Here is a 24,924-nt window from a genome sequence, read left to right on the forward strand (position 1 = left end):
CTGGTCAGCCAGTTGTGTTGCCCGCGGTCAGGTGTCGTGGGGCGTCACGGTCTCGTTCCGCCGTAGTCGTCCCGCTTGTCGCGCCAGACGGCGTGGGGGTGAGGCCCGTCGCTGGTGTAGGGGGTATCCATGACGAGTTCGATCCAGAGGGTCGGGCCGTCGATGCGGATGTAGTCACCTGAGTTCGTGAGTGATGGTCCACCGGAATAGCTCACGTAGGTGTCATCCAGTTCGGCCTCGTACTTCGCCAGGTAGCTGTGCGCGCTCGCGTCGTCGGCATCGTTGACGTAGTTGGTGACGGCCTGCCGCACGAGCTGGCGTTGTTTCTCGCTGAGGGTGGAGACCTGGACGCCCGATGGCGTCTCGGGGAAAGCCCAGTCGGTGCCGGGGGCGAGGAGGAGATCGCGGTAGGTCTCCTTGAGGCGCGCCTGGGCAAGCTGCTCATCGGTGAAGGACGCGAGCAGCGCGACGAAGGTGTCCCACTCGTGTCCTTCCGGCCGGTACTGGACCCCGTTGTAGTGGAATTCCGGGGGTTCCATGCCTCGGAAGGACGGGGTCGCGCTGATCAGCGCGCCATTCTCGTAGGTGTTGTTGACCGCGAGGTGGTGGCCGCCGAATTGCAGCTGCCATCTGCCGGTTTCCGAAGGGGTGCCGAGGAAGGCGACGCGGAAGTCGCCGCGGCCGTAGCCGTCGCCCGCACCGATGCTCCGCAGGTAGTCGTCGGCGATGAGGTGCTGCTGAATCTGCGCGTACCCGTCGCGTTCCCCACTGCCGGTCGCCGCCGCGAGAAGGGCATTGAGGGAATCCCACTGTTCGTCGCTGAGCGTGCTCAAATCCACGCCGAGCCGCCCCCGGTCGCCGAGATACCACTGGGGGTAGGTGTGCCAGCGGGAAGCATTCTGGAACGTGTACGGGTGTTCGAGGTCGGCTCGTTGCCTTTCGGTGAGGCTGTTCTTGAAGTCGTTCGCCTTTTGCAGGAGGTGCGCGTAAGTCATCGGGTTTTCCGGTGCCGCCTCGGTGTCTCTTTGTGCTGTCAGAGTCTTGGTGACGGGCGGCTTGGATGACGTCGCGGGCGGAGAGGTCGTGCTGCCGTCCGGATCGGAGCTCGTGCAGGCCGCCGGCCCCAGCGCGACGAAAAGAACGATCCAGGCCGCGACGGCCCTGGGCGGTCGTGGGTTTCGGGGCAAGATGAGCTCTCCTCTTTCATGCGTACGGTTTCGGGCGGCGGCACGAACACGACCTCGGCCGGGGCCGGGCCTGGGGCCGCGCAGCGGCACACGCACGCGACACGGCTCGCGGGTGCGGTGGCACTCACCTCAAGTCAAGAGAGCACGACTCATAATGTCCACTGCAAGATTGGCATCCCTGGATTGCGTCTGATGCAATACTGAGGCGATGGCGGACAGTCTCGATCTCAACCTCCTTCGCGTGTTCGACGCGCTGATCCAGACCGGCAGCGTGACCGCCGCGGCCGAGCAGCTCCACCTGTCGCCCCCCGCGACGAGCCGGGCCCTGGGCAGATTGCGGCGGGCCATGGGCGACGAGATCATGGTTCGCGCGGGCCGCGGTCTGGTGCCGACGCCGTTCGCTCAGCGTGCGGCTCATACGGTTCGCCGCCTTCTGGAGGAAGTCAGCCAGTTGGGTGTCGACGGGCAAGGAACCGACCCCACCAAATGGCGTCGAAACTTCGCCATCCGCATCAACGACGCCCTCGTGCCCCTGCTCGCGCCGGCCATCCTTGCCCGGGTACGAGAACAAGCGCTGGGGATCACGGTACGGTTCGTAGCCGAAGGGAACGAAAGCCCCGATGCGCTCCGTGACGGCACCATCGACCTGGATATCGGAGTGCCTGATCCCGTCCTGCCGGATCTTCAGACCCAGCGGCTCTTCCGCGACCACTATGTGGCCGTGTTCGCCGCGCATTCGAGCCTGGCCCGCATCGGGAGCCTCACGGTCGACGACATCTGCGCCTTCCCGCACGTGAGCGCATCACGCCGTGGTCGCACACGCGGCCCCATCGACGCCGCGTTGCAGGAACAGGGGCGGAGCCGCAAGGTCATCGCGAGCGTTCCCTCGATGACCGCGGCCGCGATCCTCGCCCTGGAGGACGACCTCATCGTCCCGATGCCCAGCCTGCTCGCCCGGCATCTCATCGCCCGCGGCCTGCCACTGTGTCAAAGCGCTCTGCCCTTCGACGTACCGCCGCTCGACATCGCCGTCCAGTGGCATCAACGGCTCGACACGGACCGCCCCACCCAATGGTTGCGGGCCCTCATCCAAACCGCCGTACCCGAGACTCCTGCCCGGGGCCGCCTCGCCGCCGGAGGTCCTTGACGGCCAGCACGACGTCATCGCGGCGGCCCTTGCCTGTGCGGTGATCGAGGAGGGCCTGCTCACCCGGTCGCCGTGCCGGCCGGTTCCTGGCCATGGAGGCTGCTCCCCCGAGCGAGGCCACGCCCTGTTCTGTTCCGGCCCGAGTCTGTCTTTCTTAGAGTGGAGGATGCCCGGCGACACCGAGCGAGCAATCGCGGCGCGCCCGTGTTGCGCGTGCCAGACGTCACCGGTTCGGAGGTGCCCATGGTGAACGAACGCGACATCCGGACAGCCGCGGCGCTGCTGACCGCGCTGGCCGCGCGTGACCCTGACCACTCCTTGAGCCGTGAGGCTCTGCGGATGGCCGTTCGCTTGAGCTCTGCCATAACGCGTTCTGACGAGACCATCCCCGCTCGCCGCCCGGCCGTGTCTGCGGTCGGCTCCGGCTCTGGCGGCGTGCTCACCGTCCAGGCCGGCGACGAGCTGGCCCGGCGCGCAGCCGCGCGGGCGGTGGTGGCCGCGCAGATGCGCGAGCGCGCGGCTGAGGGAGCCCGGCGTGCCGCGAACGCCCTGGCCACGCTGCGTCAGCGGCAGGCTTCCCTTGCCGAACGGGGCTGGCTGCCCGGCCGCGACAACGTCGCCGCTGTCGTCGAACGCTACGAGGCGGCCCGGCGGCGCTATGACGCCCGCGAGCACACCCTCATCAACCGTGCGCTGGGCATCCTCATGGCGCAGCAGCGCTGTAGTCCTGAGCGTGCTCTGCAGACGATGCATGCTCGGGCGCACCGGCAGGGCTGCGACCTGCCACAGATCGCGATCGAGCTGATCGGCTCGATCAGCAGCCAGTCGCCCTCGTCTGTGCATGTGCAGCACTCCCCGGCCCGCTGAAGTCTCACGCCGGTCGGGCCCCGAGTCTGCTCGCGGGTCGCCGCCGCTAATCGGCCGGTAGTGACCGGCTGGAAGGGCCTGATGAGCCCGTTCTGCCGGCTGGGCGGCTCAGGATGACGCGGTCGGCGCGGGCCCGGGCGCGGCGCATCTGCTCCTGCAAGTCGCGCATCCGGCCGCGGAGTTCGCGCATGCTGCGGGTCAGGGCGGCGGTCGTCTGCCGTGTCTCGTCGAGTTGTCGTCGTTGGTCCTGGGCCTGTTCGCTCCAGTAGCGTGCCGACATGGCGAGCAGGTCGGGGTGGCGAAGAAGCTGATCAGCGTTCATCGGAACCTCCCTGGGGCCTGGTGCTCTTTCTCGGCGCTGTCATGACCGCCTCGGTGGCCGGAACGCCGTCGTCGATCGGACGGCCGGGTGCGGCCGGCCCGCCGGGGGCCGCTCATGCGTGGCCCGCCTTCTGTCGCGCGGATGGCGTGTAGGCGCCCGTGACCTGCGGTCAGGGGAATCCCTCTGGAGGGTCGGCGAACGGGGAAGGCTGGGGCGGCCGGCCAGTGAAGGCGATGATGATGTCGGCGGCGACGTCGCGCAGGCGCCGGTTGCGGTTCTGGGAGGTGCGTCGCATGATCGCGAAGGCCTCGGCGGCGGTGCAGCGGCGCTGGCCCATCAGGATGCCGATGGCCTGCTCGATGATGGCGCGGTTGGTGAGGGCCTGGCGGAACTGGCCGGTGATCTCGGCGTGCCGGGCGGCCTGGAGCACGGCGTGCAGCAGCAGGCCGGTGTGGTCGGCGACGCGGGCGATGGCGGTGCGGGCGGCCGGGGTGAACGCGGTGGCGGCCGGCGTGGTGGCGTACATGTTCAGCGCGCCGATCACCGGTTCGCCGGCGTGCAACGGGCTGGAGTAGATGCTGCGCAGCCCGTGCGACAGCAGCAGGGTCGCGTAGGTGCCCCACCGGGTCTCGGTGCCCAGGTCCTCGACGATGACGATCTGGCCGGTGTCGATGGCCTGCAAGCAGGGCCCGCCGTCGGGCTCGTTGTCGTATTGGATCTCATCGACCAGCAGGGCGTGGGCTTCGGAGGAGGCCACCGTCATCACCCGCTCGCCCAGGCGCAGGGTGACCCCGGCCATCGGCGCGCCGGGGGCGATGCGGGAGGCGGCCACCGCCAGCTCGTTCAGGGCGGCGTCGATGTTGCTGGTGGCCAGCAGCGCCCCGGCCAGTTCGTGCAGATGGTCCTCGACCAGTGCGCTGGGGCTCAGGCCGGCGGCGTCCAGCTCGGCGGGGTCCGGGTCGTGGCCATCGGCGCCGTCGGGGGGACGCCGGTCGGGCCGGGGATCGCCTGACGTGCCCATGCAGGGCTCCTGTCCGGGCGAGAGCCCACGGCCCCGCCCCTGCTGGGTTCCGGCGTCGCCCGGGCGGCGCCCTGGTCGCATCCGGGGCCACTGACAAGAAGAAGCTCTCCAGATGGCCCGGCGACACGTCGCCTTCCCCGGCGCATCACCCGGCGGAGGCGGCGGGATCCGATTTCCCGGCCGCATCCGCTCCCAAACGATCCAAGCTGCCCGCCCGACGCGGGCTGGGCCGGCCTGTATCCCTTGACTGTAGCCGCCGGTCGCCCACGCTGGAAGATCATTCGGCGCCCCTGTGGGAGAGGGCGGGATGTCGGGTCAGGCCGGTGCGTCGCTGCCGGCCGGTCGGCGGGGCGGTGGCCTCATCGCGCTTGCGGCCGGTGGCGCCTTCGCGAGCTGACCTCTGGGCCCCTTTCTCAGGCCGCAGAGTCCAGCATGGTCCCGGGTGAACAGGCCCAGGAGGACCTGCTCGTGGTCGTGTGGGCGATCCTCGCGGCATTCGTGACGCCTGCGTCTGCCAGGCCTGAGGCGCTCGCCCCACTCTGACGCGGATATGACGGTGATCTGCCCCGTCAGTGCTGCCATCCGCACGATGCCCGTCAGGCCACCGGCTCGGACGAGCATGCCACCCGGCGACAAGATCGGCGCATGCGCATACAAGAGGGAAAGGCTGGGTAGCGCGCTGCCAATGTGGTCAACTCCGGCATCCGGCCTGAGGCGTCGGCTCGTTACTCTCCTGGTCACGGTTCTGCTGCTCGGCATCACCGAGTCCATGATCGGGCCCTACCTCGTCCTGTTCGGAGCCGAACGACTGCGGTTGTCCGCGCTGGAGATCGGCGTCTTCGTCTCGCTGACAGCGATCAGCGGCATGGCGGCCAGCGCCTGGCTCGGCCGCCGCTACGATCACCGCCCCGGCCGGTGGCCGGCGGCGCTGGCCGCGTCGCTGGCGGGGACGGGATACCTGCTGCTCCTGACGACGCCGCCGTACCCGCTGCTGCTCCTCATCGGCGTGGTGTTCCTCGGCGCGGGCAGCGCCGTATTCCCGCAGCTCTTCGCCCTCGCCAAGAGCCACACGGACGGGCCGGCGGGCAGGACCCGCGGCGGCACGCCCGTCCTGCGCTCGGCCTGGTCGCTCGCCTGGGCGATCGGCCCGCTGGTGGGCGGCGCGCTACTGGCCGGTCCCGGCTACTCCGGGGTCCTGACGGCCACCGCCTGCGGGTTTTGCCTGGTGGTCGTGGCCGTGCTCCGACTGGACGCCCGCCCGCAGCCGGCGCCCCGGCCGGACGAGGCGAGCAGCGACCGGCCACTCGCCTCGCGAGCCGTCGCGCTGCCGCTGGCCGGCTTCACCCTGTTCCACGTGGCGATGTTCTCGGGTGCGGTGGCGCTGCCGCTCTATGTCACCGAGGTGCTGCACGGCTCGCCGGAGGACGTGGGCTGGATGTTCAGCCTCGGCGCCGCGGCGGAGATCCCCGCAGCGCTCGCCCTGCTGCTGGTGCCGGACCGCTGGAGGCAGCGCATGATCCTCATCGGCATGGGACTCATGTTCGTCTACTTCGCGCTCGTGATGGCGTTCACCGGCATCGTTGCTCTGGTGATCGTCCACATCGCCCGGGGCGTCGCCATCGCGGTCGTGGGCGCGCTGGGCATCAGCCACATGCAGCACCTGCTGCCGACCTCCCCCGGACGGGCCACCACGTTGTTCGCCAACTCCGCGACCGCCGGCTCGCTCGTGTCGGGCATCGCCGCCGGCGGCATCTCCCACGCCCTCGGCTATCGCACGGCCCTGTTCGCCTGCGCCGTGCTCAGCGCCCTGGCGTGGCTGCTGTTCCTGCTCGCCCAGCGTCGAGCACGAGTTGAGGCGAACCATTCCGTCACCGAGCGTCTGTCACCACGCTGAGCGTCGCCGGCAGGGGTCGTGCTGCCCACCGCTCCGGACATTCGCCTCTGTACGTGGCTCTGCACTTGAACCCGTACGCCGACAGACGGTGGATCGGGGTGACCTTCGATGCCGTCTTTCAGCTCGGCGACGGTGTCAACCGCCCTCTGGCGGTCGCCGCCGGTCCGTGCGACGGTGTGGTCGAGGGGTAGGTGCCCGAGCGATGACCGAGGATTTTCCGGCACTCTTTGATGAGCTGCACAGCCAGCACGAACGGGCGCGTGTACGGGCCCGGCGGGCCGCCGAGCGCGCCGCGCAACTGAGGCAGCGGATTGAGGAGTTGGCCGGGAACGGCCCTTCGGCACCGCCCCGGTGCGGGATGCCGCCGCGCGGACAGAGGAGGCGATTCAGGCGGCCGAGCAGGCCGCGGTCGATGCGCGGGCCGGCTATCGGCACGCTGCTCAGACGGTGCGACGGGCGGCGCGGATGCATGAGCTGGCCGCTGAGCTGGGCGTGGGCGATACGGAGTGGCATCGCCGCCGGGCTGAGGAGTTGCGGGCGGAAGCCGCTGAAGACGATCACCATGGTTGAGGCGTCCAGTTGGCGCGGTGGAGGTAGGCCTGCAGCCGGGCGGCGTTGAGCGCGCCGGCCTCGCCGGCCACGCGTACCAGCGTGGCACCGGGCGGATGCTCGCAGGTCGAGGTGAATGGAGTCAGGAGACCTCCCGGTCCGGTGCGCCGCCCGTCGGGGGCTGCCGCGGAGGAGAAGGGCTCGGCGCCGGGGAAGTGCTGGTGGCTGCGTCGGCCGAGCCATTGGCTCGGAGCCGGCGTCGTACCTGTGCCAGCCGTTCGGCGATGACGGGGGCACGGTCGCGGGCCTGCTGCGCGCGCTCGGCGGCGACCCGCGCTTGTTCAGCGGCGACGCCGGCCCGCAGGGCGGCCAGCCAGGCTATCTCTCGGGAGACCGACAGCAGCGCCGAGGCCGCTTCAGCGGGCTCCCCAGCGCTGACGGGCCGCGGATATGGGGCGGCCATAGGGACCACACTCCAGATACGGGAGGTTTCCTTCGGAAGCGATGGCTTGTCGCAGCAGCGACATGTCCGGCGAATCGGATCGCCATCGCCATTTCTGTGGGATGGCTCGGCTCTCTGGCTGAGGCCGGCCTTCCCGTCACCCTCTGCCCCTTCTCTGCCGTGGCCGGCGGCGGGTCCGGCTGCCTCGCCGGTGCCGATCGGCGTCGGCGCCTGGCGTGGTGACAGGCGTTCGCTGGATGCGGAGAGAAGCCGGTCGCCACGCTCGATGAGCCGCTCGGCACGCTCCAGGAGCTGGTCAGCGCGCTCGATGAGCCGGCGGGCGCGCTCGGACGGCCAGTACAGGCGGCCCGCCCGCGCCGTGGCGGCGGTGTCGCGGTCCCTCGCTCGCCGTGCCCGATGCTGCCCCGGGTGCCGGGCCCGTCGATGCTTTCCGCGGCGCGCGAACCGGCAGGCTCGTCCGGTGGCGGCATGGCGGCTCCAGGTGCGGCGGCAGTCGTGACGTCTTCGGTGTTACCCTCACCACATGGGTGCCGCATCGACGCGGGATGACCGGCCGATCAACGACTCATCAGCGCACGAGCCGCTGCGCACGACAGTGACGCGGCCGATGATCGCTCTGGTGGATGACGAGGCGGACCTGGTCGAGATGGCCACCGCGTACCTCACCCGCGACGGATTCCGGATGTGTACCGCCGGCGACACCCGCGGTGCGGCGGCGTTGCTGCGCACCCACCCCGTCGACCTGCTCGTGCTGGATCTCGGCCTCCCCGACGGCAATGGCCTCGACTTCCTGCGCGGGGTACGCGCCGGCCGTCACCTGCCGGTGATCATCTTGACCGGCTGGGTCGAGGAGCGTGAACGCGTCGTCGGGTTGGAGCTCGGCGCCGACGACTATGTCGTCAAGCCGTTCTCCCTGCCGGAGCTGGCTGCCCGGATCCGGGCGGTGCTGCGCCGCGCGCATCCCCCGGGTGCCGACGCCGTGCATCGCGTCGGCGGGCTGGCCGTCGACACCCGGTCACGAGAGGTCTCCGTCGACGGCGCGCCGGTGGCGTTGACGCCGCTGGAGTACGGGTTGCTGGCGCTGCTGATCTCCCAGCCCCGGCAGGTGTTCACCACCGGCCAGCTGCTGAGCGCCGTGTGGGGCGCCGATCCCGACCGGCAGGACGGCTCGTCCGTTGTCGAGCATGTGTACCGGCTGCGCCGCAAGCTCGCCATGGCCGGCGCGACCAGCCCGCGGATCACCACCGTGCGCGGCATCGGTTACCGGCTGGACCCGTGATGGCGCCCGCGAGCGGATGGGCGTTGAACTACGAACGGTTGTTCGATGCGCTCCCGTCGCCGTACTTGATCATGACGGCGGACTTCACCATCGTCACCATCAACCAGGCCTACGCCGAGGCCACCATGACCGACCGGGAGGCGGTGGCCGGCCGGCCGATGTTCGAGGTGTTCCCCGACAACCCTGACGACCCGGACGCCGACGGCGTGCGCAACCTGCGCCGATCCCTGCAGACGGTGGTGGACTCCGGCCGGCCCGACGCCCTCGCCCTGCAGCGCTATGACATCCGTACCCCCGAGGGCGAGTTCGTCGAGCGGTACTGGAGCCCGGTCAACACCCCGGTCTTCGCCGACGACGGCAGTGTGGCGTTCATCGTCCACCGGGTCCAGGATGTCACCGACCTGGTCGAACTACGCCGTCAGGGCCACGAGCAGCAACGCGTCGCCGCGGCGCTGCAGACCCGGGTCGAGCAGATGGAGGCCGACCTGTTCACCCGCGGCCGCCAACTGCAGGACGCCAACCGGCAACTGCAGCGCGTCAACGCCGAACTGGCCGCCGCCGGCGACGCGCTGCGAGCCCAGCAGCAGGCCAAGGACCGGTTCATCGCCACCCTGTCCCACGAACTGCGCAATCCCCTCGCATCGGCCCGCGCCGCCCTCGACGTCCTGGGGCTGGACGTCCCCGACCACCCGGCCCGCGCCGTCCTGTCCCGGCAACTGACCGCCCTGACCCGGATGACCGACGACCTGCTCGAAGCCGCCAGGGTCGTCACCGGCCACCTGCAGGTCGCCCGCCGGCCGCTGGACCTGCGCACGCTCGTGGCCGCCACCGTCCGCGACATCGAAGCCACCCGCCCCGGCACCGCCGGGATCCGTCTCACGTTGCCCGACGTGCCGGCGACCGTCGACGGCGACCCGGTCCGCCTCGCTCAAATGATCAGCAACCTGCTCGACAACGCCCGCAAACACGCACCCACCGACATCCCCGTCCACGTCGAGGTGACCACCGGCGCTGGGCACGCCTTCCTGCGCGTACGCGACGAGGGCCCCGGCTTCGCGCCCGAAGCGGCGGCCGGCCTGTTCGACCCGTTCGTGCGTGCCGGCACCTCCGGCCAGGCCACTCCCGCCGGGCTGGGCCTGGGCCTGGCCGTGGTCCGCGGCATCGCCACGCTGCACGACGGCACCGCCACCGCCCACAGCGACGGTCCCGGGACCGGCGCCACGTTCACCATCCGGCTGCCGCTCACCGACGCCCCGCCGGACAGCGCCGAGCAGCGCCCCACGCCCGCCCCCGCCCGGGCGCCGATGCGGGTCCTGCTCGTCGAGGACAACACCGACCTCGCCGCCATGTACGCCGTGCTGCTACGCCAGCGCGGCGACACCGTCACCATCGCCACCAACGGCGCCGACGCCCTCGCCGCCGCCCACCAGCCGTTCGATCTGATCCTGTGCGACCTCGCCCTCGGCGACGACCCCGACGGCTACACCGTGGCCCGCCGGCTGCGCCGCACCCCCACCCACCGCAGCACCCGCCTGATCGCCGTCTCCGGATTCAGCCAGGACACCGATCGTGAACGCAGCCGCGCCGCCGGATTCGACGCCCACCTCGCCAAACCCCTCGACCCTGCCCGCCTCGACCAAGTCCTCAGCGACCTGACCGACCAGCCCACCCCCGGACAGCCCGGGCCCCGCCTGGCGTGACCTCCCACATCCCGGTCCACCATCTGATCGCCCTGTTCACCGACCCTGACCCGCGCAGCCAGGCCGAACGATCACCGAAACACCGCCCTGGCGAGGATGATGCTTCACCGGGATGAGCCCAGCGACTTCACCCAGCGCCTCCGCGTCTGCGCGGCGGATGAGAAACATGAGATGACCTCCAGGGATCTTCATGCGGGAGGCGGTGCGCCTCGGGCGGTGGAGGAGAAGGGTGCGGGCAGGGTCGCCCGGCTGATCGCTCGCGCTCCGGCGGGGCGAGCGCCGGCGGTGTGGTGCCCGGTTCCGGCGAGGGTCAGGGCGCGGGCTGGTCGTCAAGTGCGAGGTCGGGGCAGCCGTCGGCGATCCGCGTCAGCGTCTGCTTCTCTCGTTCGTCCACAGCCAGGTGCCGCCGGTCAGCGCAGCGCCCGCGACCAGGCTGGCCGGGCCACTACTCTTCGTATAGAAATGACTACGGACAGTTAATGGTGTGGGTGGGCGGGATCCCGACCCCCTGCAAGAGCACGGAGACAGCCATGGCTCTCAGCTACGCCGACTTCAAACACCAGCTCAAGGACGTAGGGGACCCTCTCGCCGACGAGGTCGTCACCCAGCTCCTGGACGCCGGCCAGGTCAACACCGTCAACGAGGTCTTCCGGCAGATCAGCACCGCCGATTCCGCCATCCCCGCGGACGCGCCCGCGGTGCTGCGCGACTACATGCAATCCACCCGGCAGTTCCCGTCCTGGGTCAAGGAGGGCGAGCTGGCCCGCACCGCCGCGTTCTTCGGGCGCTACCAGGGCGAGGCCGCCACGCTGCAGGCCACCGCCGGCCTGGTCGGCACCTACCTGTCGCCCATGGGCGCCAAGACCCTGGACTCCACCCACGTGCTGCGCCAGCCCCACCGCCGGCTGTCGCAGTCGACCCGGCTGTTCGTCGGCATGGGCAACGAGGACGCCTTCACCCCGCACTCCAAGCTGGTGCCCACCTGCCAGAAGGTCCGGCTCATCCACGCCGCGATCCGCCAGCTCCACCTGCGCTCCGGCCAGTGGGACCAGGCCAGCGACGGCATGCCGGTCTCCCAGCTCTACACCGCCGGCGCCGCCCTGGTCTTCTCCATCGGCATCCTGGACGCCATGCACAACCTCGGCTACCGGGTCACACCGGACGACGCCGAAGGCTTCTACTACGCCTGGCGCATCGTCGCCCACTTCCTCGGCGTGCCCGACGACATCCTGCCCGAGGGCTACCAGCAGGGCCGCACGCTGTGGCACGAGGCCCGCCCCCACGAGTGGGCCTCCAGCCCCGAAGGCATCAACCTCACCCGCGAATGCATCGAGCTGTACCAGGGGTACGTCGGGGTGCCCGGCGCCGTGGCCGCGTTCCTGCGCCTGGCCCTCGGCGACACCTACGCCGACATGATGAAGATTCCCAGGAACGCCGTCCTGGACCCCGTCGCCACGATCGGCGGCCTGTTCAACAAGGTCGTCTCCGCCACCCCGCTGTATGAGACCCCGCCGGTCAAGACGGTGCTCGGCGAGCTGAGCAACGCCGTGCAGGAAGTCTCCATCCGGGCCTTCACCCACGGCCAGGAGACCGAGCCGCAGATGGCCGACCGCATCGTCGCACGATGACCCCGAACTCCGTCAGGTAGGAATGGGCCCTGGCGGCCCTTGCCCATCGGCCCGCCGGGGCCTGCCTCCATCGGCGGAAAGGAACCCCAGCCATGCAGCTCCACTTCATCGGGACCGGACCCGGCCACCGTCGACCTCTGCCTCATCGCCCACTTCACGGAGATTGCGGCCATGGTCGCGCACCGCGGGACACCCCCTTCTGAAGGGTGGGTTCTAGATGGCTTGCTTCATTTCCTCACGAAGAAGGCGCGGGCGGTGCGCCGTGCTTGATTCTCATAGAAGGCATTGCCGGACTTGTCCCGCAGTCCTCCTTCGGGGGTCGGCTCGGGGAGCACGCGATAACGCGCGTAGAAGGCGCTCGGATCGCGACCGGCCGCCGCGTTCTGGTCCGTGGTGACATGACGGAGCGAGGCGTTGCGGGTGGGGACCCGGACGTCGTCCACGAGCTTGCCCTCGACGCCGATCGCCGTGTACATGGTGTAGATTCGGTCGGCGCCGAGGAGCCGGCAGCCTCCGGTGTTGCCCCTCCAGGGGTTCTGGCCCTTGGGGACGTTGACGAGGAAGCTGATGCGCTCGCTGTCGCAGCGCGGGCTCCCGGGCGCGGGCCGAGCGGGTGGTCGACGGCAGCGCCCGGCTGGTCGCCGCGCATGGTGTGAGCGGGGCTGCCGTCCACGGCCGGTGAAACCCAGTGCTGGGGCCGCGCCTTGACATGGGAGCAGGGCCAGAAGCGCTGGGCGGGCAGAGCGACGGTGCGCGAGCAGGGAGTAGGGCCAGGCCGTGGATGGGTGGCAGCGGTGCCGGCTCTCTGGCTCGCGGGCGGAGTACCGGTTCGTCATCGATCATCGTCACGGGCGCGGAGTGTGACAGCAGATAACAGTGAGAGGATGGCGAGGGTGACAGGAAGACCTGGTGACATCGACAGCGCGGCCATCGACCGGGCGGCCGAGGTGCTGCGCGGTGGAGGCCTGGTGGCCTTCCCGACCGAGACCGTCTACGGGCTGGGTGCCAACGCCGCCGACGGCGCCGCCGTCACGCGCGTCTTCCAGGCTAAAGGGCGTCCGCCCTCCCACCCGCTGATCGTCCACCTCGCCGACGCGGAGCAACTGGACGGCTGGGCAGAGGGCCTGCCCGCCGCCGCGCGGCTGCTGGCCGAGCGCTTCTGGCCGGGGCCGCTGACGCTGGTGCTGCGGCGCGGCCGCCGGGTGCCGCTGGAGACGACCGGCGGCCTGGAGACGGTGGCCGTGCGCGTGCCCGCCCATCCCGTCGCGCTCGCGCTGCTGTCCGCCTTCGGCGGCGGCATCGCGGCCCCGTCGGCCAACCGCTTCGGCTCGGTCAGCCCCACCACGGCCGGCCACGTCCGCGCCGAACTCGGTGACGCCGTCGACGTCGTGCTGGACGGCGGCCCGTGCCAGGTCGGCGTCGAGTCCACCATCGTCGACGCCACGGGCGAGGCGCTGAGCATCCTGCGGCCCGGCGGAGTCACGCGCGAAGACCTCGAAGCGGCGCTGGGCCGCCCGCTCGAGGTCCCCGCCACGAGTACGGTCCGGGTGCCCGGCCAGCATCCCTCGCACTACGCGCCGCGAGCCCGGGTCGTCCTGGTCGAGCCCGAGCAGGTGATCGCCGAAGCGGAACGCGCGCAGGAGTCCGGCCACCAGGTGGGCGTCCTGCTTCCTCCCGCTTTCGCCGACGCCGAGGTCAAGGCGCACGCCGTGGTGGCGGTCCCGGCGTCGATGCCCGCCTACGCGCGCGAGCTGTACGCCTTGCTGCGCGAGCTCGACCAGCGAGGCTGTGACCTCATCGTGGCGTCCCTGCCGCCGGAGCAGGGGCTGGGCCTGGCGATCGCCAACCGGCTGCGCCGCGCCGCAGGACCCCGGCCCGCCGCCTGAGCGGCGCGAGCATCGCGCCGGCGACCTGGCCGCGGGCGTGTCCTCAGATCAGGCCGCGGGCGTGTCCTCAGATCAGGCCGCGGGCGTGTCCTCAGATCAGGCCGCGGGCGTGTCCTCAGATCTGGCCGCGGGCGTGTCTTCAGATCAGGCCGAGGGCGCGGGCGACCGCCACCGCGCGCAGGCGGCTGTTGGCGCCGAGCTTGCGCAGGATGTGCTGGACGTGGGTGTTCGCGGTGGTCTGGCTGATCGACAGGTGGCCGGCGATGCCCCGCGTGGTCTCGCCCTGGGCCAGCAGCGCGAGGACCTCTCGTTCGCGGTCCGTCAGCGGCTCGCCCGGCGGCGGGGGTGCGGCGGCGCGGAGGGTCTCGATGAGTCTGAGCGTGGTGGACGGTGCCAGCGCGGCCTGCCCCTGGGCGACGGCCTTGACCGCCAGCAGGATCTCCTCGGGCCGCTGGCTCTTCAGCACGAAGCCTCTCGCGCCCGCGCGCAGCGTCTCGCGTACGTACTCGTCGTGGTCGTAGGTCGTCAGCACCAGCACGCGCACGGGGAGTCGTGCCAGCTCCCATGCCGCGGCCACTCCGTCCATGCCGGGCATGCGCACGTCCAGCAGCACCACGTCCGGCCGTAGCGCGGTGGCCTCGGCCACCGCCTGCGCCCCGTCGGCGGCCTCCCCGACCACCTCGATGTCGGGGTCGGTCTCCAGGATCATCCTCAGTCCCGACCGCATCAGCGCCTGGTCGTCGGCCACCAGCACCCGTACGGTCACGGCGGGTCCTACCCCGCCGGCAGTTCGGCGCTGACCCGGAACCCGGCCTCGCGGGTCGGCCCGGCCGAGAACGTGCCGCCCAGCGCGCTCACCCGCTCGCGCAGGCCGCGCAGTCCCTGGCCGGAGCCGGGTCCTGGGGAGGCGGGGCCGGCGTCGGTGACCTCGACGGTTACGTCATGCTCGGCGTAGGTGATCCTGACGACGGTGTAGGCGTGCCGGGTGTGTTTGAGGGCGTTGGTCAGGGATTCCTGAACGATCCGGTACACGACGGATTCCCGGGCGGGCGTGAGGGCCGGCGGCATGCCGGTGACCAGCAGATCCACCGGCAGCCCCGCGGCACGGAACCGGGCGACGAGCGCGTGCAGGTCGCTCGCCCGCCGCGCCCGCGCGCCGTCGCAGGAGGCGAGCGTGTCGTCACTCGCCCGCCGCGGCTCCACGTCGTCGCAGGTGGCGAGCGCGTCCAGGTCGCTCGCCCGCTGCGCCCGCGCGCCGTCGCAGGCGGCGCGCGTGTCGTCGCTCGCCCGGCGCGAGTCCTCGCCGTCGCGCAGCCGCTCCAGCAGCAGATGGCTCTGCTGGAGGGCGTCGTGGGCGATGTCGGCGATGTCGCGCAGGGCCTGGCCGACGCGTTCCGGCCGCCGGTCGAGCGCGGCACCGCCGGCCTGGGCGGCGACGACGGCCATGCCCTGCGAGATCACGTCGTGCAGCTCGCGCGCGATGGCCGCCTGCCGCTCGGCCGTACGGGCGTGCTCCTCGGCCAGGACCCGGCGGGAGTGCTCGCGGGTGTAGTTCCGCAGGTTCAGGGCGCCCCTGCCGAGCAGGAACAGCACGCCGAACTGCACCCACGCGGAGACCACGTTGGCCGGGGGCAGGTGCTCGACGAACGCGTTGACCGCGTCGAGCAGCGCCGCTCCCGCCGCCGCGGCCCACCCGCCGCCCGCGCCCGGGGCGTAGGCGCCCAGGGCGTACGTGATCGACAGCGCGGGCGCGTCCAGGCTGGCCATGGGCAGTGCCAGCAGGAAGTAGGCCGACGCGGCCAGCCAGACGACGGCGAAGGCGGTCACCGGCCGGGTGCGCCGCCACAACAACGCGGCCGAGGCGACCACGATGAGCCCGGCCCCGATGAGCACGGCCCCGGCCGCCGTTCCCTGCCCGCCGGGCTGCATCTGCAGGAACGCGTTGAGCGAACGCGGCCGGTCGCCGTCGCCGTCACGAAACAGCCCGTACAGAGCGGCCAGCCCCCACCCCGCGCTCACCAGCGCGAGGAACCGGTCGATCACGACCGGCGTCACCAGCCGCCGGGCCCAGACCATCACGAGCCCTCCCGACCTCGCCCGAGCCAGGACACTCCCATAGTGATCGCCCCACCGCCATCGCACAATCACATGAGAACGGGATCATCTGTTCCGAGGACGCGCCCCTGTCCATGGCGGTCGTACCGTCGTCGGCATGCTGCTACGCCACCCCCTCGCACGGCTGATCCTGCTCGCCGTAATCTTCGTCGCGCTGGAGGTCCCGTTCGCCCTGACCGGGGTGCTGTGGGGCTCGTGGTCCGGCGCGGCCGTGCTGAACTTCGGCGCGATCCTCGTCGCCCTGTACGTCGTCACCCGTTTCGTCGAGCGGCGCCCCTGGCCGCGGTCGGGCTCGGCCGGCGGCACGCCGTACGGCACCTGCTCGCGGGGGCGGCGCTGAGCTGCGGCCTGCTGGCGCTGATCATGACGCTGATGGCGGTCGCCGGCTGGTACCACGTGCTCGGGACACACCTCGGCTGGCACGTCGCCAGCGCGTTCGCGACGATCGTACTGGCGGCCTCGTTCGAGGAGCTGGCCTACCGGGGCGGGCTGTTCCGGCTGCTGGAGGAGTGGCTGGGCACCTGGCTCGCGCTCATCGCCCCCGCCCTCCTCTTCGCACTCGGCCACCTGGACAACCCGCACACGACGCCGATCAGCGCGCTGACGACCCTGGTGGCGGGGGTGTGGACGGCCCTCATGTACGTGCGCACCCGCGCCCTGTGGCTGCCCATCGGCGCCCATGTGGCGTGGAACTTCGTCATGAGCGCCCTCGGCCTGCCCGTCTCGGGCCTGTCCCTGAACGCGGCCCTGGTCACCGCCACCATGACGGGCCCGCCCTCATGGACCGGCGGACCGTACGGGCTCGAGGCCGGCTGGCCGGTGCTCATCGCGCTGCTTCCCGTCGTCGGCCGGCTGGCCCGCTCGTCGATCGCGGCCGGACACGTCAAGGCTCCTTCGTGGCGGCGCGAACGAGCCCAAGCAACCCAGCCCGGCGCAGATCGCGGCAACCGGTTGAACGGATGAACCGTCGTCGGCATGCTGCTACGCCACCCCCTCGCACGGCTGATCCTGCTCGACATGGTCGTAGAGGCGTATCGCCCGGTAGGCGCCGCGTGACCTCCAGGGCGCGCGCCACCCGGGACTGCGAGGGGCGGCCATTGGCACGTCGAGCCTAGGCCGGAAGCGCGATGTCCGCCGACCTGGACCTTTCTCACCCACGAGCGCGTTGGCCGGCGAAACGTCCGCCACGGCCGTGCGCGGATGTTCACGTTGAGAACGAACGGCCGTCCAAGGCGAGGCGGCCCTGGGTGAATTGTCCCAGGTGCATCTCAGCGACGGACGCGGTAACGGATATGGGTCGCCTCCGGTGTGTCGATCACCCGGACGATCTCCAGCGTCACCCGCGACGGCAGCACCTCGAACAGCCGCCTGCCACCTCCGAACAGCACCGGTACCTGATGAATCTGTATTTCATCCAGGACGCCGGCCTCCAGCGCGCGCTGTGCCGTACGGGCGCCGATCACATGCACATGCCGGTCCCCGGCAGCGGCCTTGGCCTGCGCCATCGCGCTTTCGATCCCGTCGTTCACGTACGAGATCAACGGATACTTCGCGACCGACGGGTCGGGCTGCCGATGGCTGAGCACGAAGACCGGGACACCCTCACCATGATGAACACCACCCCAGTGATCGGCCTGTTCCGCGGTACGCCGTCCCGACACGACCGCCCCGGCCTCCCTGATCTCGTCCATCAGCTTCCCGGCCACTCCGGACCCGCGGAAGTCACCCTCCGGCGCGAGGGCCCAATCGTGCAGGGTGAACCCGTCGCCTCCCGGGTTGCCCGGTCCGTCGTTGGGACCCGCGACGTACCCGTCGACCGACACCGACATGTCCAGCACTGATACAGCCACATCGACCTCCGGTGGTCTTCATCGAACCCGCTCCGACCCGCCGTAGGACCCGGCATGACGGGACTGCTCATCGGCCAGACGGCTCGACCATGGCCCTGGCGCCAGCCCGTCCGACGGTGAACGGAAACGGGCGTTTCAGGGTACTCATTCTCGGCAACCCAGATGCGTCACACCAGGACATTGATCGGACATTCTGCGGACACTCACCCTGCCGGCCTCATAGCCCCATTACGCGACGGTCGGGGCCACCCCCAGGAAGGAAGGGTGTCCCGGCCGGTGGCACGCGTTTCGTGTGCGCCCCGTATTACAGCTTCCGAGGCTGACGGCGCCGATCCGGACCGTCAATGGAGTCATCTCGGCCATGTGCCCCGAACCAATCGCTCGGAACCGCGTCTGACTTCACGTACGCATCCATCCAGAAGCGACCAGAGGAGCCACATTGCTCGAGAAACTGATGGTGCTGGGGATCGCCGCCACGGTGCTGGGCGCCGGCGAGGCCGCGGCGGCGCCGGCGGCCGCCTCCCTGCCCAAGGGATTCCTGCTGTACGAGGCCAAGGCGGCAGGACCGGCCAAGTCGTGGGAGAAGTGGACGGTGAGCAACCGGCTGAGCCGGCGCCTGGAGGTCAACCCGTGCGAGCGCGACCCCGGCGCCGATGACCGGGTCGCGGCACGCACCATCACGTACGTGGCCGAGGCCGATCACCTGAGCGAACAGGTCGTGATCTACCGGAGCGAGACCGCCGCTCGCCAGGCGTTCAACGACGTACGAGCCGACCTCAAGAGGTGCGCCACCGGCGGCACCAAGCCCTACACGTACACGTACCGATGGAAGAAGACCCTCATCGGCGACGAGGCGTTGCGCATCGGCGGTTTCTTCTTCGAGGGCAGGGCCCGCTACGTCATCGTGCGGAAGGGCAAGGCCCTCGCCATCTACGGCGAAGGCGGGAATGTGACCAAGAGCCTGAAGTCCTCCCACTTCCGCGCGGTGGTGAAGGACGCCCGCACCATGGCCGGCAAGGTATGCGGCCTGCCTGGCGTCTGCTCCTGACGGTCACCCCCCATCTCCCGGACGGTCAGCGCCGGATGGCGCTTCATGGAGTACTCGGTCGGAGCGATGGCGGGAGGCGCACCGCGCCGTGCCCAGCGGCCGCCCGCCCTGGCTCTGCGAGCTCCAACGGCTGGAGCGCGTGCTGCGGGTCTCGCGCAGCCACGAGGAGGAACTCGCCGAGAGGCTTGACGCCGGCGATCGGGGCGAAGTCGGAGGCTTCGCCGGACGCGGATGGCCGACGCCCTACGGGTACCCCGGGTGGGCATAATTCGAGGAGCCACACTGACTGGAGCTGCCCTATGTTCCGGTCAGAGGATAGTGCCATGGCCGGATCTAGGTGGGCAGGGTGATATGGCTGCAGGCGTTGCACCCGCGACGCGCCGGCACCACAACGTGCCGGTGAGCTTGACGTCGTTCGTGGGCCGGCAGGAACAGGTCGACAAGCTGCTCACCCTGCTGTCCTCACGGCGCCTGGTGTCGCTGACCGGGGTCGGTGGCTGTGGCAAGACCAGGCTGGCGCTTCGGGTGGCCGAGAGCCTGGCCGCGTCCTGCGCCGACGGCCCCTGGATGGTGGACCTCTCGGCTGTCAAGGAGCCGGAGCAGGTGGGGCGGCTGGTGGCTTCGGCCTTCGACCTCCTGCTGGAGCCGGGCGGCGACCAGCTCGCCGGTCTGGTCAGGCAGCTGGCTCACCGCGAGACCCTGCTGTTGCTGGACACGTGCGAGCATCTGCTGGCACCGGTGGCCGAGCTGACCGACCGGCTGTTGCGCTCGTGCCCCGGCCTCACCGTCCTGGCCACCACGCGGGAACCCCTGGGGGTGGAGGGCGAGACGGTGTGGCGGGTTCCCGTCCTCGACGCCGCGGAGGCCCGGCAGCTCTTCGCCGAGCGCGCGACGCTGGTGGCTCCAGGCTTCGATCTGCGCGCGGTCGAGGCCGACGTGGACGCGGTGTGCACGAGAGTCGACCGGCTTCCGCTCGGGATCGAACTGGCGGCGGCCTGGGTCAGGGCGCTCGGACCTGCGCAGATCGCATCCGGGCTCGAGGATTCGGCGCGGCTGCTCACGGGCGGGCCGCGCGGGGGCGTCGCGCGGCATCGGACGCTGAATGCCTCGATCGGCTGGAGCCACGCGTTGCTCGACCGCCGCGATCAGGTGCTGTTCCGCCGTCTCGCGGCGTTCGCCGGTACGTTCGACATCGACGCGGTGGCTGCCGTGTGCGCCGGCCCCGGCGCCCCTGTGCACGGCTCCGTCGACGGTCGGGGCCGGGAAGCGGCGCTGCCCGTCGACTGGCTTCAGCCGCTCGGCCGGCTCCTGGACAAGTCGCTGGTCACCGTACGGGAGGTGGCCGGGCAGGTCAGATACCGGCTCCTGGACACCATCCAGCAGTACGCCGAGGAGGAGCTGCGGGCGGCGGGCGAGGAGGACGCCGTGCTGGAGCGCCATCTCGACCATTTCCTGCGCCTCGCGGAGGAGGCCGAGCCGGGGCTGGACTTCGACCAGGACACCTGGCGGCTGGTGCTCGACGGCCATCACGACAACCTGGTCAAGGCGTTGCGCTGGGGATTCGCGGGCGGACCCGCGCGACGTGCGAAGGCCTGCCGGATGGTCGCCGCGCTCGGGCGCTACTGGTTCCTGCGCGGGCTGTCCACCGAGGGGCACCGGTTCTTCGACCTCGCCCTCCGTTGCGTCGAGGACCGCGCGGTGCGTCACCGCCTGCTGGCCGGGCAGGCCATGCTGGCCATGGTCAGCGGGCGCGGTGACCTGCTCGATGACGCGGTGAGCGAAGTCCTCGACGACCCGGCCCCCGACCCGGTCTCCCGCGTGCGGTCTCTCACGGCACGCTCTTTCCGGGTCTTCTTCCGCGACTTCGAGGAGACCGAGCGCCTGGCCCGCGAGGCCTGCCACGAGGCCGAGCGGGTGGGCGACCCGTTCTGCCGGGACTGGGCGCTGGTGACGGCGGGATACAGCCTGCAGACCCGCGGCCTCAATGACGAGGCGAGGAAGGCGGCCCGCCGGGCCCACGCCGGCAGCGTGGAGCGTGGTGACCGCTTCTGCGCCGCCTTCGCTCGCGGGATCGAGGTCTTCACGACCATGCAGACCGGCGACGTCCGGGCCGCTGTGGCCATCGCGGACGAGGTGGTCGCCCTCGTGCGGCCGCTGCGCGACTACTTCGCCGTCGGTACCAACACCGTCAACGCCGCCCACGCGATCGCTTCGTCCGGCGATCTGGACCGTGCTCGCGAGCTGATCGACCCGGTGGTGAGGTCGGTCGTCGAGACCGAGGACGTCAACGTGGTCGGGTTCATGGTCGCGGACGGTCTCGTGCGCCTGTGGTCCGGCGAGCTCGAGGCGGCGGTCCGCACGTTCGAGCGAGGTGTCCGGCGACGTGCCGACGGGTCGATCGAGTGGATCGGGCTTCGCTGCCTGCCGGGCCTGGTGGGGGCGCTGCGGCGGCTGGACCGGCTGGAGAGCGCCGTGACGATCGCGAAGGAGGGCGTCGAGCTCGCCGAGCGGCTGCGGACCCCGTACGAGCTGGCGCAACTGCTGGACGAGCTGGGCAGGCTGGCCGCGCCGGCCGACCGGGGGCAGGCCCGCGACCTGCTGCACCGGTCGCTGGCGTTACGACACGACCACGGGCTCGTCACCAGCTTGGTCGACTCGCTCGAAGCGCTGGCGGAGCTCGACGCGGGCGAGGACGTCCACCGGGCGAGGGCCGCCCGGCTCCTGGGTGCGTGCGAGGCGGCCCGCGAGCGGATGGGGTACCCGCGGCCGCCCGTCGACGCGGCGGCTGCTGCCGCTCTGATCGCCGGGCTTCGAGACAGGCTCGGCGCGGGCTTCGACGAACACCGGGCCGCGGGCCGGGACCTCACGCTCGCGGACGCCGTCGAACTCGCGCGACGCGGCCGCGGCAGCCGCGACCGCCCCAGCGCCGGTTGGGAGAGCCTGTCACCGACCGAACGTGAGGTGGTCGTCCTGGTCTGCGCCGGCCTCAGCAACCCGGACGTGGCCGGACGGCTGTTCATGAGCCGGTCCACGGTCAAGAGTCACCTCAGCCGGATCTACCAGAAGCTCGGGGTGGCGAACAGGACCGAGCTCGCGGCATACGCGAGCTCCCACCCCGATCCCGGCAGCTGACCGCCACGAGCCGGCGGGCAGGTCGCCGTCGTGCCTGGCGGGGGCGGCGGTCCACGGCGCGGGCTCCCTGTCAACGATCTTCCCGGCGGGCAGTACGGAGACGCAGCCGGCCCCAGGGCTTCCAGACCGCCAGGATCGTGGCGAAGGAGAGCGAGGAGAGGGACACGGCGGGCGGGAAGAACAGTCTCTCCACCACCGCGGACGACGGCGTGCCGGTCAGCAGGCGTTCGCCGTACGATCCGACCGCGTCCATGCCCGGCATGAGCAGGACGACGATGAGGATGCACAGGGCCAGGTTGAGTGCCAGCTTCACGGCGACCCACCAGTAGCGGACCAGCCCCCAGGTGGTGCCGGCGCCCAGCACGACCCCGGTCACCAGGCATACGAGGGCGGATCCGAGCATCGGCCAGATCACGAACTCCGCCAATGCCCGGTACGCCAGGCTCCGCGCGTTCACGTCGGCGGCGAACCGGCCGGCGAGCACCAGCACGGCCATGATCACGTCGATCCCGATCCACGCGCCGGCGGACATGACGTGGAGGACGAGCGTGGCGCGCCGCCAGCCTCTGGAGAGCCGCCGGCGGGGTGCGGCCGGCGCTCCTCGAATCCCGCGCTCCGAGGTCTGATGGGTCACCGCGGCACCCGGCGGCGGGACAGGCTCACACCCGCGCTGATCGCCCACACCATGCACAACAATCGGCCGAGCAGGATGAGGGCCGCTCCTTCGAAGACGAAGAGCGAGGACAGCGACAGCACGGACACGACCAGCGCCACCGTGGACAGGACGCGGACCGGCCGGCCGAACTCCCCCTCGCGGGATGTCAGGAAGGCGAACACGCCGAGCGCGACGACATGGGCGGTGCCACCCGCGATGAAGTTGGCGTCGCGCAGCACCTCCACCGTGCCCGGCGAGGCCCCGGGGGCGACGGCGGCCAGCACCCACGCGCAGACGCTGGCGAGCAGCATGAGTCCCACGGCCACCAGGCCCCACAGACGGGACCGTCGGCCGCCGGCGACAGCGGCGAACCAGGCGAGGAAGAGCACGGACACCGCTTGGCAGGCGCCCATCAGCGCGGCGGCGAGGCGGTTGGCGGCGAACCAGTCCTGAGCCGCCGCGGCCGTCGAGTTCGGCAGCGGCATCGCGGACGTGGCGGCGGCGGACGTGACGAAATCGGTCACCAGGTAGACGGCCGCGAAACCGCAGGCGGCGATCAACGCCGGCACCCCGGTGCGGGCGCGATGGATGGTTGCGCTGGAAGGCTCGATCATGGACGGCTCCTCGCCGGTACGACTGGATCTCCTTTCCCTCAACCCTCGGAGCGGACGATGTGCACGTACATCGGCCAGGTGGCCAGCCGGGCACGCCCGCCGGGCCACGTCGCGGGCGGGCGAACCGGAGACCGGACCGGTCCGGAACGAGGCGAGAGCGAGGTCACGCTGTCCTCGCCGAGCCCCCTCAGGTCACGTCGCCAGAGTCCCGGCGGACGGATCCGCTTCCGGCGTACATGCTGGACGCAGGAGGATCGGCCGACCGAAACGGTGCGCCACCCGGACTTCCCGCAGGCGCGGGTCCAGGCGCGATGTCGTGAACATGGGCCACCTGGCCGATGTTCGCCTCGGGACACCGGCGCAAAATCCGGGACATGAATCAAGCCAACGACGCGGCAAGACCCGCGGTCCGATCCGGTCGTTTCCCGGCGACGGACATGCCGACCAGGCTGATGCTCCTGCTGCTGGCGCTCGGCCTGCCACGCACCGTCCTGGCGGATCTGGGCCTGGTCCCGCCGGAGAGCGGACTGCTCTACTACGTGCTGGCGCTCGCGCCGTTCGCGGCGTGGCTGCTGGTGGCGACGGTACGTCAGAGCCGCCGGCCTTTCCTGGACTTCCTCGTCCTCGGGATCCTCTACGGGCTCTCGCTGGTGGTGGTCCACCAGCTCCTGTGGGACGCCGCGGCGGGGTATGGCCGCAACACGCCTGCGGGCACCGCCGAGTTCGCGTACCGGGCGTACACGAGCGAGATCGCCATGGCGATCGGGCTCGGCACCGGGCTGGTCGCGGCCCTGGCCGCCGTCGGCGCGCGAGCGTGGCGGAACGCCCGGGCCGGCCGAGCTCAGCGCTGAGACCGGCAATACGCCGTGGTCGTCAGCTTGAGGGAGCCATACGAGAGCGGATGGCGGCGATGACCTCGCTCGTGTCCAGGCAGGCGATGCCCATACCGGTGAGCTCGCCGTCCGCGTCGCTGGTCCAGCGGGAGAGCGCGTCCCGCACCGCGACGGTGCGTAGGTCGCGCTCGGTCGCGTCGACGAGCGTGGCACGCGGGCAGTTCGGATAGTTGCAGCCGGCGACGACCACCGTGCTCACCTCGCGTTCGGTGAGGTGGTCCAGCAGCCGGGTGCGGAAGAAGGCGCTCCAGCGAGGTTTGTACAGGATGTGCTCGTTCGGACCGATTTCCTGCGCGTGTCCTGCCAGGAGCAGGTCCGGATCGAGTTCGGTTTCCGGCGCCAGTCCGTCGGCGAGCCGGGAGCCCGGCGAGTGCGGGTTGACCTTTCCTCGCACCGTGCGCCGGCACAGGTCGGCGTTGCTGCCGTCGGGCAGGTACAGGCGCACGATGTGCACGATGGGCCGCCCCGCTCGGCGGAACGCGTGCGTCAGGCGCCGGACCGCGGGCAGCACCTCGGCGGTGCCGGCGATGTCGGCGACAAAGTCGCGTTGCAAGTCGATGGTGAGCAGGGCGCTGCGGGAGAACTCGGGGCTGGTGTGTTCGTTCACGCCGGACACGTTAGGCGGGCGGGCCGTACCGGTCTTGTACGTCGTTGCGCGCGAACCGGCCCGGGGT

The 24,924-nt window shown here is 71.2% G+C and carries 23 protein-coding genes; 13 read left to right on the plus strand and 10 right to left on the minus strand.

From position 1 onward, the window contains the following. Positions 1 to 44: 44 nt before the first annotated feature. Entirely contained in the window at positions 45 to 1,187 is a 1,143-nt protein-coding gene (locus KIS93_RS61130) for a DUF3500 domain-containing protein (protein ID WP_222108167.1), read from the minus strand. Positions 1,188 to 1,395: 208 nt separating this feature from the next. Between KIS93_RS61130 and KIS93_RS61135 the strand changes: the two genes are divergently transcribed. Together KIS93_RS61135 and KIS93_RS61140 are read left to right on the plus strand one after the other, a co-directional pair. Beyond that, a complete protein-coding gene (locus KIS93_RS61135) occupies positions 1,396 to 2,334 on the plus strand; it encodes a LysR family transcriptional regulator (protein WP_080038398.1) in 939 nt (312 codons plus the stop codon). Positions 2,335 to 2,577: 243 nt separating this feature from the next. Continuing rightward, the gene (locus tag KIS93_RS61140) at positions 2,578 to 3,201 is read left to right on the plus strand and encodes an ANTAR domain-containing protein (RefSeq protein ID WP_080038397.1); all 624 of its coding nucleotides are present in this window, start codon (positions 2,578 to 2,580) and stop codon (positions 3,199 to 3,201) included. Positions 3,202 to 3,247: 46 nt separating this feature from the next. Here KIS93_RS61140 and KIS93_RS61145 read toward each other — a convergent pair whose 3' ends face one another. Beyond that, positions 3,248 to 3,523 (minus strand): hypothetical protein, encoded by a 276-nt coding sequence (locus KIS93_RS61145; RefSeq protein WP_080038396.1) that lies wholly within the window; start codon positions 3,521 to 3,523, stop codon positions 3,248 to 3,250. 169 nt (positions 3,524 to 3,692) lie between these two features. Then, entirely contained in the window at positions 3,693 to 4,544 is an 852-nt protein-coding gene (locus tag KIS93_RS61150; protein WP_186405154.1) for a GAF and ANTAR domain-containing protein, read from the minus strand. Positions 4,545 to 5,133: 589 nt separating this feature from the next. On the opposite strand from KIS93_RS61150, the gene KIS93_RS61155 reads away from it, so the two are divergent. From KIS93_RS61155 to KIS93_RS61175, 5 genes are all read left to right on the plus strand, one after another. Continuing rightward, positions 5,134 to 6,438, plus strand: coding sequence for a sugar efflux transporter (locus KIS93_RS61155; RefSeq protein WP_335673950.1), 1,305 nt, complete (start codon positions 5,134 to 5,136; stop codon positions 6,436 to 6,438). A 351-nt stretch (positions 6,439 to 6,789) separates the two neighbouring features. Next, a complete protein-coding gene (locus tag KIS93_RS61160) occupies positions 6,790 to 7,008 on the plus strand; it encodes a hypothetical protein (RefSeq protein WP_186405156.1) in 219 nt (72 codons plus the stop codon). A 965-nt stretch (positions 7,009 to 7,973) separates the two neighbouring features. Next, positions 7,974 to 8,729, plus strand: coding sequence for a response regulator (locus KIS93_RS61165; protein ID WP_080038391.1), 756 nt, complete (start codon positions 7,974 to 7,976; stop codon positions 8,727 to 8,729). Next, entirely contained in the window at positions 8,729 to 10,429 is a 1,701-nt protein-coding gene (locus KIS93_RS61170) for a hybrid sensor histidine kinase/response regulator (protein WP_080038390.1), read from the plus strand. Before KIS93_RS61165 ends, KIS93_RS61170 begins: the two co-directional genes overlap by 1 nt. Positions 10,430 to 10,959: 530 nt before the next feature. Continuing rightward, entirely contained in the window at positions 10,960 to 12,057 is a 1,098-nt protein-coding gene (locus tag KIS93_RS61175; RefSeq protein ID WP_186405157.1) for an oxygenase MpaB family protein, read from the plus strand. Positions 12,058 to 12,284: 227 nt separating this feature from the next. Here the strand turns inward: KIS93_RS61175 and KIS93_RS61180 are convergent, their stop codons facing one another. Then, positions 12,285 to 12,533, minus strand: coding sequence for a hypothetical protein (locus tag KIS93_RS61180; RefSeq protein WP_080038388.1), 249 nt, complete (start codon positions 12,531 to 12,533; stop codon positions 12,285 to 12,287). 417 nt (positions 12,534 to 12,950) lie between these two features. Here KIS93_RS61180 and KIS93_RS61185 point away from each other — a divergent pair, with 417 nt between their 5' ends. Further along, positions 12,951 to 13,943 (plus strand): L-threonylcarbamoyladenylate synthase, encoded by a 993-nt coding sequence (locus tag KIS93_RS61185; RefSeq protein WP_230466133.1) that lies wholly within the window; start codon positions 12,951 to 12,953, stop codon positions 13,941 to 13,943. A 139-nt stretch (positions 13,944 to 14,082) separates the two neighbouring features. Here KIS93_RS61185 and KIS93_RS61190 read toward each other — a convergent pair whose 3' ends face one another. Beyond that, positions 14,083 to 14,709: a response regulator gene (locus KIS93_RS61190; RefSeq protein ID WP_080038385.1), complete on the minus strand. Its 627-nt coding sequence runs from the start codon at positions 14,707 to 14,709 to the stop codon at positions 14,083 to 14,085. A gap of 8 nt (positions 14,710 to 14,717) precedes the next feature. Further along, positions 14,718 to 16,019, minus strand: a complete 1,302-nt coding sequence (locus KIS93_RS61195) for a sensor histidine kinase (protein WP_080038383.1) — start codon at positions 16,017 to 16,019, stop codon at positions 14,718 to 14,720. Positions 16,020 to 16,155: 136 nt separating this feature from the next. Here KIS93_RS61195 and KIS93_RS61200 point away from each other — a divergent pair, with 136 nt between their 5' ends. Both KIS93_RS61200 and KIS93_RS61205 read left to right on the plus strand, forming a co-directional pair. Next, positions 16,156 to 16,398 carry a hypothetical protein gene (locus KIS93_RS61200; protein ID WP_186405158.1) on the plus strand — a complete coding sequence of 81 codons (243 nt, stop codon included), beginning with the start codon at positions 16,156 to 16,158 and terminating at the stop codon, positions 16,396 to 16,398. 23 nt (positions 16,399 to 16,421) lie between these two features. Beyond that, positions 16,422 to 17,021: a CPBP family intramembrane glutamic endopeptidase gene (locus KIS93_RS61205; protein WP_186405159.1), complete on the plus strand. Its 600-nt coding sequence runs from the start codon at positions 16,422 to 16,424 to the stop codon at positions 17,019 to 17,021. A 305-nt stretch (positions 17,022 to 17,326) separates the two neighbouring features. Here KIS93_RS61205 and KIS93_RS61210 read toward each other — a convergent pair whose 3' ends face one another. Further along, positions 17,327 to 17,887, minus strand: a complete 561-nt coding sequence (locus tag KIS93_RS61210) for a dihydrofolate reductase family protein (RefSeq protein WP_186405160.1) — start codon at positions 17,885 to 17,887, stop codon at positions 17,327 to 17,329. Between the two features lie 460 nt (positions 17,888 to 18,347). Between KIS93_RS61210 and KIS93_RS61215 the strand changes: the two genes are divergently transcribed. Continuing rightward, positions 18,348 to 18,956, plus strand: coding sequence for a sensor domain-containing protein (locus KIS93_RS61215; protein WP_080038380.1), 609 nt, complete (start codon positions 18,348 to 18,350; stop codon positions 18,954 to 18,956). Between the two features lie 399 nt (positions 18,957 to 19,355). Further along, positions 19,356 to 22,088, plus strand: coding sequence for a helix-turn-helix transcriptional regulator (locus tag KIS93_RS61220; protein ID WP_155126997.1), 2,733 nt, complete (start codon positions 19,356 to 19,358; stop codon positions 22,086 to 22,088). A gap of 70 nt (positions 22,089 to 22,158) precedes the next feature. Here KIS93_RS61220 and KIS93_RS61225 read toward each other — a convergent pair whose 3' ends face one another. Together KIS93_RS61225 and KIS93_RS61230 are read right to left on the minus strand one after the other, a co-directional pair. After that, positions 22,159 to 22,722 (minus strand): hypothetical protein, encoded by a 564-nt coding sequence (locus tag KIS93_RS61225; protein WP_222108169.1) that lies wholly within the window; start codon positions 22,720 to 22,722, stop codon positions 22,159 to 22,161. Further along, a complete protein-coding gene (locus tag KIS93_RS61230; RefSeq protein WP_080038377.1) occupies positions 22,719 to 23,357 on the minus strand; it encodes a hypothetical protein in 639 nt (212 codons plus the stop codon). Before KIS93_RS61230 ends, KIS93_RS61225 begins: the two co-directional genes overlap by 4 nt. Before the next feature lie 437 nt (positions 23,358 to 23,794). Between KIS93_RS61230 and KIS93_RS61235 the strand changes: the two genes are divergently transcribed. Beyond that, complete coding sequence (locus KIS93_RS61235) at positions 23,795 to 24,208, plus strand: hypothetical protein (protein ID WP_080038376.1); 414 nt, start codon at positions 23,795 to 23,797, stop codon at positions 24,206 to 24,208. 22 nt (positions 24,209 to 24,230) lie between these two features. On the opposite strand, the gene KIS93_RS61240 is transcribed toward KIS93_RS61235, so the two are convergent. After that, on the minus strand, positions 24,231 to 24,924 hold a 694-nt coding region (locus KIS93_RS61240; protein WP_222108170.1), incomplete at its 5' end, for a cysteine hydrolase family protein.

The organism is [Actinomadura] parvosata subsp. kistnae, from assembly GCF_900323885.1.
GTDB lineage: Bacteria > Actinomycetota > Actinomycetes > Streptosporangiales > Streptosporangiaceae > Nonomuraea > Nonomuraea composti.

Excerpts from the sequence above, each read along its gene's own strand:
- KIS93_RS61135 (WP_080038398.1), top strand. The coding sequence starts at position 1,396 with ATGGCGGACAGTCTCGATCTCAACCTCCTTCGCGTGTTCGACGCGCTG.
- KIS93_RS61140 (WP_080038397.1), top strand. The coding sequence starts at position 2,578 with ATGGTGAACGAACGCGACATCCGGACAGCCGCGGCGCTGCTGACCGCG.
- KIS93_RS61145 (WP_080038396.1), bottom strand. The coding sequence starts at position 3,523 with ATGAACGCTGATCAGCTTCTTCGCCACCCCGACCTGCTCGCCATGTCG.
- KIS93_RS61150 (WP_186405154.1), bottom strand. The coding sequence starts at position 4,544 with ATGGGCACGTCAGGCGATCCCCGGCCCGACCGGCGTCCCCCCGACGGC.
- KIS93_RS61155 (WP_335673950.1), top strand. The coding sequence starts at position 5,134 with ATGCCCGTCAGGCCACCGGCTCGGACGAGCATGCCACCCGGCGACAAG.
- KIS93_RS61165 (WP_080038391.1), top strand. The coding sequence starts at position 7,974 with ATGGGTGCCGCATCGACGCGGGATGACCGGCCGATCAACGACTCATCA.
- KIS93_RS61170 (WP_080038390.1), top strand. The coding sequence starts at position 8,729 with ATGGCGCCCGCGAGCGGATGGGCGTTGAACTACGAACGGTTGTTCGAT.
- KIS93_RS61175 (WP_186405157.1), top strand. The coding sequence starts at position 10,960 with ATGGCTCTCAGCTACGCCGACTTCAAACACCAGCTCAAGGACGTAGGG.
- KIS93_RS61180 (WP_080038388.1), bottom strand. The coding sequence starts at position 12,533 with ATGTACACGGCGATCGGCGTCGAGGGCAAGCTCGTGGACGACGTCCGG.
- KIS93_RS61195 (WP_080038383.1), bottom strand. The coding sequence starts at position 16,019 with ATGGTCTGGGCCCGGCGGCTGGTGACGCCGGTCGTGATCGACCGGTTC.
- KIS93_RS61200 (WP_186405158.1), top strand. The coding sequence starts at position 16,156 with ATGCTGCTACGCCACCCCCTCGCACGGCTGATCCTGCTCGCCGTAATC.
- KIS93_RS61205 (WP_186405159.1), top strand. The coding sequence starts at position 16,422 with ATGACGCTGATGGCGGTCGCCGGCTGGTACCACGTGCTCGGGACACAC.
- KIS93_RS61210 (WP_186405160.1), bottom strand. The coding sequence starts at position 17,887 with ATGTCGGTGTCGGTCGACGGGTACGTCGCGGGTCCCAACGACGGACCG.
- KIS93_RS61230 (WP_080038377.1), bottom strand. The coding sequence starts at position 23,357 with ATGATCGAGCCTTCCAGCGCAACCATCCATCGCGCCCGCACCGGGGTG.
- KIS93_RS61235 (WP_080038376.1), top strand. The coding sequence starts at position 23,795 with ATGCCGACCAGGCTGATGCTCCTGCTGCTGGCGCTCGGCCTGCCACGC.